The organism is Rothia mucilaginosa ATCC 25296 (assembly GCF_000175615.1).
Taxonomy (GTDB): domain Bacteria; phylum Actinomycetota; class Actinomycetes; order Actinomycetales; family Micrococcaceae; genus Rothia; species Rothia mucilaginosa.
On the sequence record NZ_ACVO01000017.1, the window covers coordinates 41,940 to 57,051 of the forward strand.

Annotated in this window: 11 protein-coding genes; 5 read left to right on the plus strand and 6 right to left on the minus strand. The window is 59.7% G+C overall.

All coding sequences use genetic code 11. The features are described from left to right. Positions 1–58: 58 nt before the first annotated feature. From ROTMU0001_RS06695 to ROTMU0001_RS06720, 6 genes are all read right to left on the minus strand, one after another. Positions 59–808 carry a transglycosylase family protein gene (locus tag ROTMU0001_RS06695; protein ID WP_005508848.1) on the minus strand — a complete coding sequence of 250 codons (750 nt, stop codon included), beginning with the start codon at positions 806–808 and terminating at the stop codon, positions 59–61. A gap of 696 nt (positions 809–1,504) precedes the next feature. Then, the gene (gene ligA, locus ROTMU0001_RS06700; protein WP_005508849.1) at positions 1,505–3,712 is read right to left on the minus strand and encodes an NAD-dependent DNA ligase LigA; all 2,208 of its coding nucleotides are present in this window, start codon (positions 3,710–3,712) and stop codon (positions 1,505–1,507) included. A 212-nt stretch (positions 3,713–3,924) separates the two neighbouring features. Further along, positions 3,925–4,818: a PP2C family protein-serine/threonine phosphatase gene (locus ROTMU0001_RS06705; RefSeq protein ID WP_005508850.1), complete on the minus strand. Its 894-nt coding sequence runs from the start codon at positions 4,816–4,818 to the stop codon at positions 3,925–3,927. Next, the gene (locus ROTMU0001_RS06710; protein WP_005508852.1) at positions 4,815–5,966 is read right to left on the minus strand and encodes an adenylate/guanylate cyclase domain-containing protein; all 1,152 of its coding nucleotides are present in this window, start codon (positions 5,964–5,966) and stop codon (positions 4,815–4,817) included. Before ROTMU0001_RS06710 ends, ROTMU0001_RS06705 begins: the two co-directional genes overlap by 4 nt. Positions 5,967–6,290: 324 nt before the next feature. Beyond that, entirely contained in the window at positions 6,291–6,779 is a 489-nt protein-coding gene (locus tag ROTMU0001_RS06715) for a hypothetical protein (RefSeq protein WP_005508853.1), read from the minus strand. A gap of 108 nt (positions 6,780–6,887) precedes the next feature. Beyond that, entirely contained in the window at positions 6,888–7,829 is a 942-nt protein-coding gene (locus tag ROTMU0001_RS06720) for a biotin--[acetyl-CoA-carboxylase] ligase (protein WP_005508854.1), read from the minus strand. Positions 7,830–8,060: 231 nt separating this feature from the next. Between ROTMU0001_RS06720 and ROTMU0001_RS06725 the strand changes: the two genes are divergently transcribed. From ROTMU0001_RS06725 to ROTMU0001_RS06745, 5 genes are all read left to right on the plus strand, one after another. Then, positions 8,061–8,342: a YciI family protein gene (locus ROTMU0001_RS06725; protein ID WP_005508857.1), complete on the plus strand. Its 282-nt coding sequence runs from the start codon at positions 8,061–8,063 to the stop codon at positions 8,340–8,342. Positions 8,343–8,667: 325 nt separating this feature from the next. Next, the gene (locus tag ROTMU0001_RS06730) at positions 8,668–10,269 is read left to right on the plus strand and encodes an acyl-CoA carboxylase subunit beta (RefSeq protein WP_005508859.1); all 1,602 of its coding nucleotides are present in this window, start codon (positions 8,668–8,670) and stop codon (positions 10,267–10,269) included. 72 nt (positions 10,270–10,341) lie between these two features. Then, a complete protein-coding gene (locus tag ROTMU0001_RS06735; RefSeq protein ID WP_005508860.1) occupies positions 10,342–10,731 on the plus strand; it encodes an acyl-CoA carboxylase subunit epsilon in 390 nt (129 codons plus the stop codon). Between the two features lie 298 nt (positions 10,732–11,029). Then, positions 11,030–12,118, plus strand: a complete 1,089-nt coding sequence (locus tag ROTMU0001_RS06740; protein WP_005508861.1) for a restriction endonuclease — start codon at positions 11,030–11,032, stop codon at positions 12,116–12,118. A 477-nt stretch (positions 12,119–12,595) separates the two neighbouring features. Further along, positions 12,596–15,007: a restriction endonuclease gene (locus ROTMU0001_RS06745; RefSeq protein WP_005508862.1), complete on the plus strand. Its 2,412-nt coding sequence runs from the start codon at positions 12,596–12,598 to the stop codon at positions 15,005–15,007. The last annotated feature ends 105 nt before the right edge of the window (positions 15,008–15,112 follow it).

Consider the following 15,112-nt stretch of genomic DNA (forward strand, 5'->3'; position numbering starts at 1 on the left):
GTGTGAGGTGCGGGGCGTTGGGCTACAACGTGTCCACGTTACGCTTGGGGGTTAATCCTTAGGCGGGGATGGTCAGAACCTGGCCGGGGAAGATCAGGTCAACGTTGTAGATGATGTCGGTGTTCGCAGCTGCGATTGCCTGGTAGCCGCCTGCAACGCCGAGCTTTGCAGCGATCAGCGAGAGGGAGTCACCGGGAACCACGGTGTAGGTGCCTGCTGCAGCCTTGGGAGCTGCTGCTACGGGAGCCTCAACTGCCGGTGCTGCTACGGGAGCTGCGGGAGCTTCAACTGCGGGTGCAGCGGGTGCTACCGGTGCAGCGGGAGCTGCTGCGGGTGCCTCAACTGCTGCGGGTGCAGCCTGAGCTGCAGGAGCTACGGGTGCAGCCTGTGCCGCGGGAGCGGTGTAGGTCTGCTGGGTCTGCGACTGTGCAGCCACGGTGGTGGGCTCGGTGTAGGTGGGAGCTGCGCCGGTCTTGCCGTAGAGGCCAAGCTTAGCGGAGCATGCGGGCCATGCGCCCCAGCCCTGGATAGCGAGCAGACGCTCGCCAGCCTCGATCTGCTGTGCACGGGTAGCGGTCGCGGGGGAGCCGGACATGCCGACGCCGTTCCAGGACTGCTGGGTGAACTGCAGACCGCCGTAGAAGCCGTTACCGGTGTTGATGGACCAGTTGCCACCGGACTCGCACTGTGCCAGTGCGTCCCAGGTAGCACCGTCTACTGCGTTTGCAGCGGGCATCGACATGGTAGCTGCTACAGCGCCACCGATGGCGAGAGCTGCTGCGGTACGACGAATGGAAGTGTTCTTCATAATGCTCCTTGGGGCCGTCCCCGCTCGTTCCGTCCCCGGAACTCTAGCGCGCCGCCGCTCACCCTTTGATAACGAAGTAGGTTACTCATATTCTGGCTCTACCATGTGAGCGGCTCTCCACCGATTTCATGTCACCGTGAGCGATTCTGCACTTATGTGCGGAATCCGGGTGGCACTTCCTCGATGGGGACGTGCGGTAGAACCGGGCATCGTTTCAAGCATTCCAAGCTTGAAACCACACAGGTGATTCTCTTGCGAGAATCCATCTGGTCTCAAAGATAGCCGAGGTTTTTTATGATTCCAACCCGATTTCAAGTTCACAGCGAACGTCCCGGGTTCTCCCAGGGTTCTTCCAGGTTAAAAGTGCAGGAAACATTATTTAAGACCTTGAGCCCCGCGCGCCTTAAGGGTTTCACCCCGGAATTTCGGGGTTTTCTAGGGGTTTAACTCGGATGCGCTCCCCTGCTGAGTTTTCCAATTCGGGGTTGATGGGCGCCACCTTTAAGGGTTTTGAACAGCGTGTAAATATTTTTTAAATATTTCTTCGCTTTGGGAGTGTTTTAAGGCGCTTCCGCCTTAAAAGCTGTGGTAATTATAAATGCCAGAAATTGGCATTCAGACCCTGAAGCACGCACTCCAGAGCCTGAATGCTCTATATATTGCAGGGGTCAGATTCAGGTGCCCCCACTACCGGGTCTACTCGGCGGTAGCCTCAACAGCCTCCGGACCGCCCTCGAGCAGGGCGGTGAAGCCCTCCTCATCCAGCACCTTCAGTCCCAGTTGCTGAGCCTTATCCAGCTTCGAGCCGGCGTTCGCGCCAGCAACCACAAAGTGGGTCCTCTTAGATACAGAACCGGATGCCTTACCGCCGCGAGAAATAATGGCTTCCTTCGCGCCATCACGGGTGTAACCGTTCAGCGTGCCGGTCACGACCACGGTCAGACCCTCCAGGGTGCGTTCCACGGACTCGTCACGGGTATCTTCCATGCGCACACCGGCGGCAGCCCATGAGTCCACCACCTCGGCGTGCCAGTCCTCGGCGAACCACTCAATAATCGAATCGGCAATCGTGGTGCCCACACCATCCACAGCGGCAAGGCGTTCACGGTCAGCCTCGCGGATCGCCTGCATCGAACCGAACTCCGCGGCGAGCGCGCGGGCAGCGGTCGGGCCCACGTGGCGAATCGAGAGGGCAACCAGCACACGCCACAGCGGCTGTTGCTTTGCTTTCTCCAGCTCGGCGAAGAGGTTCAGCGTATTCTTCGTGGGCTTCGGCTCGGGGCGTGCCTTGGTCGGCTTGGTGTAGAAGTAGGGCACGCGCTCCATCTTTCCAGTGCCCACACCCTTGACCTTCTTCTCACGTTCGATGGTGACCTCGCGCAGGTCCTCAATGTTGAGGCTGAACAGGTGCGCCTCGGTCGTTAGCGGAGGGGTGTGCGGGGTTGCGGGGCTGGTGAGTGCCTTTGCTGCTTCGAAGCCGAGCGCCTCAATGTCGAAGGCGCCGCGGCTTGCCGCGTAGTACACGCGCTCGGTCAGCTGCGCCGGGCAGGAGCGCGGGTTCGTGCAGCGCAGATCCACGTCGCCTTCCTTGCCGGGGGCAAGGGGCGAGCCGCAGGAGGGGCATTCGCTGGGCATGACGAACTCTCGTTCGGTGCCGTCACGTAGGGCAACCACGGGGGCGACGATCTCGGGAATCACGTCGCCTGCTTTGCGCAGCACCACGGTGTCGCCGATGAGCACGCCCTTAGCTTTGACCACGTCCTGGTTGTGCAGGGTGGCGCGTTCGACGGTCGAGCCGGAGACGAACACGGGCTCCATAACACCGTAGGGGGTCACGCGGCCGGTGCGTCCCACGTCCACGCGGATGTCCAGCAGCTTGGTGTGCACCTCTTCGGGCGGGTACTTGTACGCCACCGCCCAGCGCGGCACGCGGGAGGTATAGCCCAGCTGAGCCTGGGTCGCGAAGTCGTTGACCTTAATGACGATGCCGTCGATCTCGTGCACCAGGGAGTGGCGCTGCTCGCCGTACTTATTAATGAAGTCGAACACCGCCTCGGTGTTAGCGGCGATTTCACTGTAGGGGCTCACGGGCAGGCCCCAGGAAGCGAGCAGATCGTAGGTCTCGTACTGGGTGGCAATATCCAGGCCGGTGCGCGAACCGATGCCGTGCACGTACATGCTCAGCGGGCGTGAGGCGGTAATCGCCGCGTCCTTCTGGCGCAGCGAGCCTGCCGCGGCGTTACGCGGGTTCGCGAAGGGGTTCTTGCCGGCGGCGATCATGGACTCGTTGAGCTTCTCAAAATCAGCGGAGGAGATGAACACTTCGCCGCGGATTTCAATCTCTTCGGGGTGGTTCTCGCCGGTCAGCTGCTGCGGAATGCTCGCAATGGTGCGCACGTTGTGGGTGACGTCTTCGCCGGTGGTGCCGTCGCCGCGGGTTGCCGCGCGTACGAGGGTGCCGTTGCGGTAGAGCAGGTTCACAGCCAGGCCGTCGATCTTCAGCTCGGTCAGCCACTGCGGTGCGCTACCGGTGAGGTTCCGGGTGCTCTCTTCGGTCTTGGTCAGCCAGGCGCGCAGCTCTTCGAAGGAGAAGACGTCCTCGAGGGAGTACATGCGCTGCAGGTGGGTGACGGGTGCGAAGGCCTCGATGGCCTCGCCGCCGACTTCCTGGGTGGGCGAGTCGTTGGCGATGATGAGCGGGTGCTCCGCCTCAATGATTTCGAGGCGGCGGTAGAGCTTATCGTACTCGGCGTCAGAGAGGAAGGGTGCATCCTCGTTGTAGTAGGCGCGGCGGGCGGCACGAATCTTATCGGTCAGTTCCGCGTACTCAGCACGCAGGGCCTCGGTAATCTCTGCGGTGTTCTCGGCGGGGGCAGTCTGCTGGGTGGTGTTGTTCTCAGTCACCCGTCCAGTCTAGCGTTTTTGCTCCGCCTCTCCCCTATCGCTCGTCATATTGCTCAGGTCCCGCCAGCGCAAACACTGGCGTAAGAACACCGTAGCTACTTCCCGGATTGCGCTTCCTTAGTTTCTGTACGCGGATGCAGTTCACCCCCGCCTCCTACAGGCACTCGCATGAGCACCCATAGAAATTGGGGGTGAATCAACAGGTATGAAGTTTAGGCTTCGACAGTGTCGGCAACAATCACGGTAATGTTGTCACGGCCTCCCGAGCGCAGCGCCTCATGCTGAAGAACGTCAGCGGCATCCTGCGGGTGGCGAATCGAAGTGAGCACACGCGCCATGTACTCGTGCGAAAGCTCACCGGAAAGGCCATCGGAGCAGAGCATCAGGCGGTCACCCGGACGAGCGGGCAGAACCCAGAAGTCCGGTTCCCAGTAGTTACCGGTACCCAGCGCACGGGTAATCACGTTGCGGCGCGGGTGGGTCAGCGCCTCCAGGGCGGTAATCTGACCTTCATCGACCAGGTACTGCACCTCGGAGTGGTCGCTAGTGACCTGCTCCAGCGAGGCGGAGCCCTCGGAACCGGGCAGCTTCTCCATGGCGGAGTGGTGAATACCCTCGTCCTCACGCAACAGGCGGTAGGTGCGGGAGTCACCCACGTTGAAGATAACCCACAGGTTACGGTCGCCAATGCGAGTCAGCCAGGCACCCGTCACAGTCGTACCGCCGGAGCGGGAAAGCGCCTGCTTAATCTCCTCATTGGTTTCGCCAATGATGTCGTGCAGACGGTTGAGGGTGCCCACAATTTCGTTGTTGAGCAGGGTGTTCGCGCGGCGGCGGCGCTTGGTGGGGTCTTCCTCGTCAATAGCGGTCAGGCGCTCAACGTAGGCCTGCTGTTCCTCTTCGCTACGGCCACCGGGCATGGTGAAGAAGGGCGAGTAGGCGAGCTGACGCACGCACAGGCGCGAAGCAACCTCGCCCGCCTCGTGGCCTCCCATGCCGTCCGCGACCACGCAAAGGGAACCGGCGACGACCATCGAATCTTCGTTATTTTCTCGATGTGCGCCGCGGTGCGTTGCACCACCGGTACGTAGTTTCAGTTCAGTCATGAGAGGTCTATCTCCATTGTGTAGTTCACGCGACGAGTCACCGCCACGGGGTCTACGTTACCAAAGCTTCTAACATTTCGCGTTCCCTGAGAGGTGAGATTGTAGCGATTTCCCACCTGTCGGAGCGTGTTTGCTGTCTCATTATCGGTCAGCACGGTACCCGGTTCAGCCAGGGAAACCAGGCGAGCAGCCAGGTTCACGCTGGAGCCGTACACATCACCGCGGTTAGCCAGGACCTCGCCCCAGATGAAGGCGACGCGGGAGTCCGGCAGCTGCGGGTCGGCACCAATCTTTTCGGACAGACGCAGGCTAATCTCTGCGATAGCGTCCGGAGTTTCGGTGAGGAAGAAAACTTCGTCACCGAGGGTCTTAATAATGCGGCCGCCCAGGGGTGCGATAACGTCCAGACAGCTCTGCTCAAAGTGGTTGATGAGCTGAGAAAGTGCCGCTGCATCCAGGTTACGCACCAGGGAGGTGTAGGAGACCAGGTCCACGAATCCCACGCCGCGCACCAGGGGCAGGCGGGAGAGGCCGGAGGTGGTCACGTTGTTTTCGCGCAATCCCAGGCGCAGGATTCCGGCGTACATCTGACGGCGGTATGCGTACAGCGCCAGACGCTCGAGAACCTCAAGGTAGCGTGGGAAGTCTTTAAGAAGCTTGCGGCGGGCATCATTATCGCTGAGGTTTTCGGTGACCATGATGTTGTGCACGAGCGCCTCAATCTGCCAGGCGACGGTGCGGTCGGTCAGTTGACCTTCGGCGCGCACGAGGGATGCCACATATTCCATGCGGATGTCGCCTTCTGCGTCCAACTTCTGTAGGTCGGCGAGCATCTGCACGTCTGTTTCAGTGAAGTAGGGCGAGTGGTTGGGAATCGTCGGGAAGCCCATGTTGTGCCAGATGCGCTGGGCGGTTTCGAAGGGAAGTCCGGCGCATTCTGCGGCTTCTACGGGGGTGTAGCGGCGACCCTGTCCCAGGAGCGACTTTTCGAGGGCGCGAATTCCTGCTTTGGATTCCTCGTCGCGGTAGATATTATTCTGCGCGAGATTCTGCAGGATTTTGAGGTTGAGCATTTGGGTTTCGGGGCCCATGGTGGCGCCGGTGTCCTGCGGAGAGTGCGCAGGTTCATGGCGGTCTGCCGTGCTCATTGCCGCTGCCGCTCCTTTCATCCCTGCCGGAAAATACTGTCCGGTTTATACCGTGGTGGCGCTAGGTTACGTGGTACACCGTTGTGCTCTGCGGGTTTCGCATTGCGTCACTGCGATGATGCTCACCGTGTAGCGCCTTGTTAATATACCCCTCCGCTGTGGTGTTTGGGTCACAAAAGCGCCCGCACCCTAGGATAGTTTAGTGGAGTAATTCACATTTAAGAATACTCTAGTCCGCATTTTTTCGGCAGATTTAGCGGCGAGTTTAGGCTCTGAGCCACTCCGACGGTTCCCTCCCAACTCGGTCGCAGAGGCGATGAAGCCCTAAATATAGCGAGCGCGCAGGGCGTAGTAGTCGCGTCGGGCGGCTTTAATTTCTTTTTCAAAGCGCTTGGGATCGGGCACGTAGGTCAGACGGTGGTGCACCCCGCGGCACACCACGTACACCGACCCGTACCCCAGCCAGGCTCCCGGACCGGGTTGTTTTGCCCAGCGCTCCCCCATGGAGTCCAGGTAGAGCGACTCATCTCCGCTGCGGGTCATGATGCCGCGGCGCACCACGAGCCGGTGGGTGGTCAGCAGGTAGTAGGTGGTTGCCCAACGCCAGGCGGTGCGCACGGCACCGAGCAGGGTACCTACCGCACAGATTGTGCCGAGAGTCCACAGAATCGGTGAGGACCGTGCCGTGGAGGCGAAGGTTGACGCGGCGATTGCAACCAGCAGGTAGGCAAGCGTGGGCAGCAGGGCACCGTAGTGCTGTCGGGTCGCAATGATGACATGCTCACCGGGGTTGAGTTTTCCGCGCAAACGCATGGTGGTCCTTAGCTGTGCTGGTTGTTATATTCCGGCTAGAGGCGCCGGTTGAGGTGGTGCGGGTTCGTTGAGTGTAGCCGTGCCGGGCTGAAATTTTAGGGGCTGCTTCTAGTGTGCCTGCTGAAAATCTCCGTAGCTACCGTTGGCGGGGCGAAGGTGCTCAATATCGCCGACCGCGTAGGGCTCCGGTACGCCGTCCTCGCGGCGGACCAGGATGCGCCCCTGCGCGTCAATATCTTCGGCAACGCCTTCTACGGTGCTTCCGTCGGGCAGACTCATGCGCACGCTGGCTCCAAGGGTTGCGGTGGCGGCGCGCGCCTGATCGAGCAGGCTGATACTCTCCGGGTTGAGCGGGTCGGGGCGTTCCGGGTCGCCGCCGGCGCGCACGAAGGCGCGGTAGCGGCGGGCGAAGATGCTCAGCAATCGGGTGAGCACCTCGGAGGAGTCAATCACAGTACCGGTGCACAGGCTCAGGCTCGTGGCGGTGGGTACGGGTAGCTGGTCGGCGGACATGTTCGTGTTCTGGCCGATGCCCACAATGATGCTGCGCTGCCCCTCGGTGGAGCCGCTTTCGGGAACGAGCTGGGCGAGAATTCCGCACCCCTTAGCACCCTGCGCGATGACGTCATTGGGCCATTTGAGGGCGGCATCGACGCCGTAGCTGCGCCAAATATCGACCACACTGAGCCCGGCGATGAGGGTCATCCAGTGGTAGCTGCCTTCGGGTAGCTCTCGGGTGAGCGGGTCTGCGGAGGCGTGCGGGCGCACCACGATACTCGCGGCGAGGCAGGCTCCGGGAGGGGCAGTCCAGGCTCGGGCGAGGCGACCGCGTCCGGCACTTTGGTAGAGGCTGGCGTAGACGGAGAGTTCACCGAGCTGTTCGCGTTCGGGGTCGGTGCCGTCCATGAGCAGTTCGCGGGCACGGGTAGTGGTGGAATCCACCTGATCGTAGAGGTTCACACTGGAGTAGCCCATATCCAGCGCGGTGGTGCGGATGCGGGGAGCATCCAAAACCGAATGGTCGCTCTGGGTGTGTGTGTTTCTCTCCATGGCATGTGCCTTTCTGCGCTATCTGAATCAGCTCTGCGATACGCCGACCCGCTATCAACTCGCCGCCATAATTAGCCAGTTTCTGCCGAGTCACGTTGATTTCTCACCATATCAATTTCTTGCCGCCGGTGATGCCCACCCGGTACCCGAGACGGTACATTAGACAGTGAGGGTGCATCAAGCACCGACCGGCTGCGGAGGTTCCTCCGCCCTGCTCGAAAGAAGACCGCTATGGCTTATTACGCAATTACTTACGTTTACGCAGCTCCCGAGGAGCAGGCGAAGTACCGCCCGGCTCACCGCGAGTACCTTGGTTCGCAGATTGAGGCGGGCAACCTGATCGTTTCCGGTCCTCTGCTGGACGGCGAGACCCCCGCTGGCGCTCTGCTGATTGCAAAGGTTGATTCCGCTGAGGCTGCCGAGAAGATCGTGGCTAACGACCCGATGAACATTGGTGGCGCGGTTCTGTCTCACACCGTGACCGAGTGGAACCCGGTTCTGGGCACCATCTAAGGTCGAGCACCGCTTCACGCTGGAAAAGCTTGAACGTAAACCCCCTTTCCGTCGACAAAGATTGCCGGCGCGAGAGGGGGTTTTCTGCGCTCTTTTGAGCCGCTCTTTCGTACTTTTCGTTTACTATATGCACCTTCTTGGGTACTGAGTGCATAAAAGTGTATCTAGTGTTGATATTCTGGCTTCTCACCTGGCATATGTGGGCTAGTTCGCACTATAGTTGAAAGATATGCACATTGTTCAAGAGTGCCCTTCAGAGCACCTGAGCACCCCATCACCGCAACCACTGGCTCCCGACAATCGGGTGGAGCAGGAACGAGGAATAATGTCCGAGAACCTCCAGCAGGAATTTGATTTGAGCACCACCGCCGGTAAGCTCGCTGATTTTTATGCACGTCGAGAGCGCAGCTTCGCGCCCAGCGGTGAGGCAGCTATCGAGAAGCAGCACGCACGCGGCAAGAACACCGCCCGCGAGCGCATCGATATGCTTCTGGACGAGGGTTCTTTCGTTGAGTTTGACGCCCTCGCCCGCCACCGCACCACCGCATTCGGCATGGAGGCGAAGAAGCCTCTGGGTGACGGTTTGGTCTCCGGTTACGGCACCGTGGATGGCCGTCTGGTTGCCGTGTACTCTCAGGATTTCACCGTGTACGGTGGTTCCCTCTCGCAGGTGAACGGCGAGAAGATCGTGAAGGTGCAGAAGTTCGCCCTGAAGAACGGCTGCCCGGTTATCGGCATTAACGATGGTGGTGGCGCCCGCATTCAGGAGGGCGTGGCTTCCCTGGCGATGTTTGCCGATATTTTCCGTATGAACGTGCGCGCCTCCGGTGTGGTTCCGCAGATTTCTGTCATCATGGGCCCCTGCGCTGGCGGTGCCGCGTACTCCCCCGCTCTGACTGACTACATCATCATGGTGGATAAGACTTCGCACATGTTCATTACCGGCCCGGATGTCATTAAGACCGTGACCGGTGAGGATGTGGACATGGAGACCCTCGGCGGTGCGCGTCAGCACAACTCGGTGACCGGTACTAGCACCTACCTGGCTGAGGACGAGGAAGACGCGTTCGATTTTGTGCGTGAGCTTCTGGAGTTCCTGCCCTCGAACAACCTTGCCGAGCCCCTGCCCCTGGAGCACGACCAGGAGCCCGTGGTGACCGTTGACGATCTGGACCTGGACACCCTGATTCCGGATTCGGCGAACCAGCCCTATGACATGCGCGCGGTCATTGAGTCTGTGGTCGATGACGGCCACTTCCTGGAGATGCAGGCGCTGTACGCCCCGAACGTGATGATTGGTTACGCCCGCGTTGAGGGCCGTACGGTCGGTATTGTGGCGAACCAGCCGATGCAGTTCGCCGGCTGCCTGGACATTTCTGCGTCCGAGAAGGCTGCCCGCTTCGTGCGCCATTGCGATGCGTTCAACATTCCGATTCTGACTTTTGTGGATGTTCCCGGCTTCCTGCCCGGTACCGATCAGGAGTTCAACGGTATTATTCGCCGCGGCGCTAAGCTGCTCTACGCTTACGCGGAGGCGACCGTTCCGCTGGTCACCGTCATTACCCGCAAGGCATACGGCGGTGCGTACATTGTGATGGGTTCGAAGAAGCTGGGCGCCGACATCAACCTGGCCTGGCCCACCGCCCAGATTGGTGTGATGGGTGCTCAGGGTGCGGTGAATATTCTGTACCGTCGTGAGCTGGCGGCTCTGGCAGCTGAGGGCGGCGATGTTGAGGCTCGCCGCGCTGAGCTGATTGCCAAGTATGAGGAAGAGCTGCTGAACCCGTACCAGGCTGCTGAGCTGGGTTACATTGACGAGGTTATTGCCCCGAGCGAGACTCGCGTGCGCATCATTTCTTCGCTGCGTGCCCTGCACGATAAGCGTGCGGCAACCCCGGCAAAGAAGCACGGCAACATCCCGCTGTAGGCTTCCGTTGTGCCCGCACCATTTGTGGTGCGGGCATTCCCAGGATTTTAGGTTTTCTAAGGAGGCGAGCCTTTGGCTGGCTACAATCCGCTGAGTTATTTCTCGTTCGGCAAGAAGAAGGACAGTTCGGAGGCTGCTGAGAGCCCAGAGCAGCTTGAGCGTAGCTCCGCACGTTCTTCTGCGCACGCGGCTACCGAACCCAGCGCCGCGAAGGACTCCGCTCAGTCTTCGGTAGATACTGACACTGAGCAGGAGCCTCTACTGAAGGTGGTTAAGGGCTCCCCCACCCCGGAGGAGATTGCCGCCCTAACCGCTGTGGTGGCGATGATGCAGGCGAACGCCACAAAGCAGGAGCAGAACTCGCTGGTGGGTGCTGCTTCGCGCATCTTGAACCGCGGTCAGCGCCTGGGTGTTTCGTTGCGTCCGGGCCCCGGTTCATGGAGGCGCGCTCGCCCCAGGTAACGCGAGCTGACAACTCTGCTTCTTATATTCCCGTCACGCCGGTTGGTGTGGCGGGAATATATTGTTTTGCCTCAAATTCAAGATTTATATTGCGTTATTCAACATCTAATGCGCTGATTCTTGTGGTTTTGTCATATTAGAAACGATAAAGTCATGATGATACGTACTGATGCTACGATGTATATACCGTCACATTAGTGTTAATAAATTGGCAGGGACCATGGCAAAGATGCTGAATAAAAACCATAGGCCCCCACCGGATGTCTATATCGCGCTTCTGTTGCCGACGCTACGGCGCTTGTCGAAGACTGTACCTCGCACCGCCGCCTATGTTAGTGAGCAGTTGCGGCAGCAGACTAAGGCATTGGGGTCGAAGAAGAACCTACCCAATCTTGAATCCACCGATTTTGCGGTGGCTGTACGTACCACCCTGAAGATCTTGGTGGCACTTCGTTATGCCCAGTTGATGCCTCGCCTGACCCCGTGGGAGAAGAGGAAGTACCTGCTCACTCCTCTGGGTGCCGAGCTGACCTGCACCCCGCATCTGCACGGTTCGGTGCCGCCGCGCGTGGTGAAGCAGGTGCAGGCTCTGTGCGCTCAGAGCCTGACGGCGAGGACGACGAAGAAGCTCAAGAAGCAGGCGAATGCACTCCTGGCGGCTGCGGAGGCGGAGCATCGCCTTATTTTTGGTGCTTCCGATGGTGATACAGTCACCGGTATGGAGCCGTTCCTCCCTGCTACCGATACCGGGGAAACCACCTCCGCCCATGAGGCAACCGGTGCGGAGCATCTTGCACACGCTTTGAATTCTGCGGGTTCTGCGGGGTCGTGGCCTGCGGGTCAGTCTCCTCTAGATATTATTTTGCGTGCCAGCGATTCACCGGTTATTCATGCTCAGGCGGAATTTGCTGAGCACTTTACGCAGGATTTAATTCAGCATGTTCACGCGGTGACTCCGGAATATTTTGAGCAGATTGTTGCCGATATTTTTACGACTCTCGGTTTTAGTACCGAGGTGACCGGCGGCGCCGACGATAAGGGCGTGGATGTGATTGCCCGCTACTCTGATGGTCTGGATTTCGCGCCGATTTATATTCAGGTGAAGCACTATTGCGGAACCATGAAGGTCACTCCTAACGAGATTCAGAAGCTTGCCGGTGCGGTGCTTCTGCACGGCGGTTTGCAGGGTGTTTTGGTGACTTGCGGTGCTTTTGCGCAGCCGGTGCCTGAGTATTTGCAGGGTTTGCCGGGGGCACGCAATATTGCTCTGGTTGATCAGCATCAGCTAGTGGAGCTGATGATTCGTCACCGTGTGGGCGTGCTTGATGGTGAGGGCGAGTGCGGTTATCGCATTGACGAGGAGTATTTTGCCCGCGGCATGGAGTAGCCGGGGGTATTTTGGGGTGAGTGTTTCACTCTGAACGTCTCTGCTCTTTGCACATTCCCACGTTATTTCACTAAATGTATTTTCACTTTTCCATGAGGATATTTTCATATATCGGCTGGTTTTAGAAATCTAGGTTATTTCTTGAACCAGCCGATACAATGAGAGAGTAATGCGTTATATATTCTTCGCATTATTTCACGAAGTGTATATACCCGTGACGGTATCAGCACTTCACCCTAATTTATAGCGTTCTTTTCTGAAGTGTTCGTCATTGAAGACGGTACGTGAGCGGGAGGGTCTGAGAAATCTGCCGTTCCTACTTCTCTTCACGTACTTTTCTTCATGAGGGGTTACCAAAGTGTCGACCCAAAAATAAAGATGGTGTCGCCCAGTATTGTGTGAATATTTTCCCGCTCGAATGACTGCACTTTATGAAGAATGCCCGCACGATAAATAACACCAGATAAGGAGCCCGGCGTGGCTTTTGTGAATAAAACAATGCTCCATATCGACCATTCCGAATTGCACTCTCTGCAGCAGGAAACCTCGTGGGAGGCCCTACCCGAGGAAGCACGCGCTCTCAGCGTTGCGGCGGCTTTCTCCCTGCTCCGCCACTTTGAGCGCGCTCAGGACCGTGGCGAAAAGGTTTTCTTCCCCGATATGTACACCCCCGTAGGTGTGGACCTGGGTTTCAACATGACTCAGCGTTTCATTGCGGTCGGTGACAATGTTCTCTTCCGTGAGGCACTCAATAAGCTCATTGCGGCGCTGGTCAACGCTGACTATCTTGAGGTGTCCCTCAGCCAGCTGCATCCGGGCAACCTGCACTACACCCTCAGCGAGGCTGGCCGTGAACTTTTGGGTACCCCGAAGGAACAGCAGGCGCAGGCTCTTCTGCCGGTCCTGCCCCTCCTCAGCGGCGTGTACCTCTACTACCTGAAGCAGTTCTACCCGGTTCTGCTCTCGCATATTACGGTGCGTGAGCTTCTGCCCATCGTCCTGAGTGTTACCCCGGCCTATCCCGCGGCGGCTCCCGTGAAGATTCGTGAGCTGGTGCTGCGCGAGTGCGGTTTTGTGCAGGGCTGGTACGGCCTGTCGTACCTGGAGCAGCGCATTGTTGAGCCGGTGATTGCTCAGGCGCTGAGCCTGCTGACCCGTGAGGGCTACCTGCGCACCAAGACGATTCACGAGCACACGGATTCTCCGCTGACTCTGTACTCGCTGTCGCCTTCGGCGAAGGAACTGGTGACCCGCCACGAGGAGACCGGCGTGCCGGCGAGCGAGCTGAGCTCCGTGCTGGCGTCGGTGAAGGATGAGGGCACCTCGATTACCGCCGAGGATATTTCCGCAACCGATGCTCTGCTGACTCATATGGGCGTTCTTCTGCTCGACACCCTCAACGACCATGGCGCCGATGTGGAGCTGAGCCTTCCGAGCCTGGAGCAGGTCTTTGACCGCGACGAGCGCATTCAGCAGGCGTCCTCAAACCCCTATTTTGCGCAGATTGACGCGCAGGATTACATCTACGATGTGCTGATTGCCCACCATTACCTGTCCGAGCGTGAGACCGTCTACTCGTTGGGTTCCGCGCTTGCGCCTGCCCTGGCGCAGATGGCTGAGCCGAGCATTCAGAAGCTGGTGGCTTCGGCGCTGCTGGATCCTGCCGCTGTGGACGCTCTGCCGTACCCGCATCAGCTGCTTCACCCGATTCTGAAGCTTGTGGAGGAGAGCCCGCGCATCTCCTACTACGATATTTACGATGAGCTGAAGCTCGCCCTGGACATCCCGTATCTGCAGGGTGAGGTCGCTCCGCACCGTTACAAGCTGACCCCGCGTCTGCGTAACCGCTATTCGGTGGCGATGCACGTGCTGAAGGGCGAGCGCTACCTGAACGCTCTGCGTGAGGGTACCGGTCGTACTTCCCGTAAGAACCCGGAGCGTTATGAGCTGAGCGAGGCAGGCAAGGAACTGCTGAAGCGCTTCCCGGAGGGTGCTCCGGAGGCTGTGACTGCCCGTATGGCGCCGCTGCCGCCGCAGTCGCTCAAGCACAAGCTGCCTCAGGATATTGCGGCTGAGCTGCAGGCTCGTGAGGAGGCTCTTCAGGCGGCAAAGGAGGCGCGTGCGGCGGAGCGTCAGGCTCGCCTGGCGGCTCGTGAGGGTGCTTCGCGTGAGTCGTTGGCTCCGGTGCCGGGTGCTTCTCCGGCGTTGCTGGCGCGTCCGGCTGGTTCGCCGGTGGCGACCTCCGCTCAGGTGCCGGTTGAGGTTCCGGTTGCACCGGTCGCTGCTGCACCGATCGCTACTGCCCCCGCCCAGTCGGTTATTTCCGCTCCGGCTGTTTCCGCTGCTGAGCCGTCGGCCGCTCTGCAGGTTGCTGCCGCCCAGGTGCGTGAGGCTCTGAAGCGTTACCGTCAGGTCTTCCGTCGTGAGGCTCTGGCGCCCGCCCTGGCGCAGGTGTCCGAGGAGCGTTTCCGCCGTATTGGTTTCGATCTGTTCCTGATGCGCGGCTACACCGTGGAGGCTCTGGAGGCTCAAGGCGTGGACGGCGTGGCAACCCCCGCCACCGGAGAAAAAGAGCGAGCATTCTATGTTCGTACTCTGCGCCCGGCAGCTAACGGCGTGCTGTCCGCGAGCGTTCAGCCGCAGGATATTACCGCGTTCTTCCTTGCGATTCACGCCCGCGGCGGTCAGCTCGGCACCTTCATCACGAACGCCCCGTTCAGCGATGAGGCGTACGACGAGTTCATCCGCTGCTCGACCAAGTACCCGAACATTCTGGTGGATTTAGTGTCCGGCGATGAGCTGCAGGACCGTCTCATTGCCCACCGCCTCGGCGTGGTCGAGGGCACGAACGGCTTGCTGGAACTCAACGGCGAATACTTCGCCGGCTAGCCTACCCCGCTAGTAGCTTGTAGCCCATCTTGGGCACGCCCCGGTCTTCCTCTCCTGCACGTTCAGGAGGGAGAAAGCCGGGGCGTTTTCGCGCCTGAGCCCCGG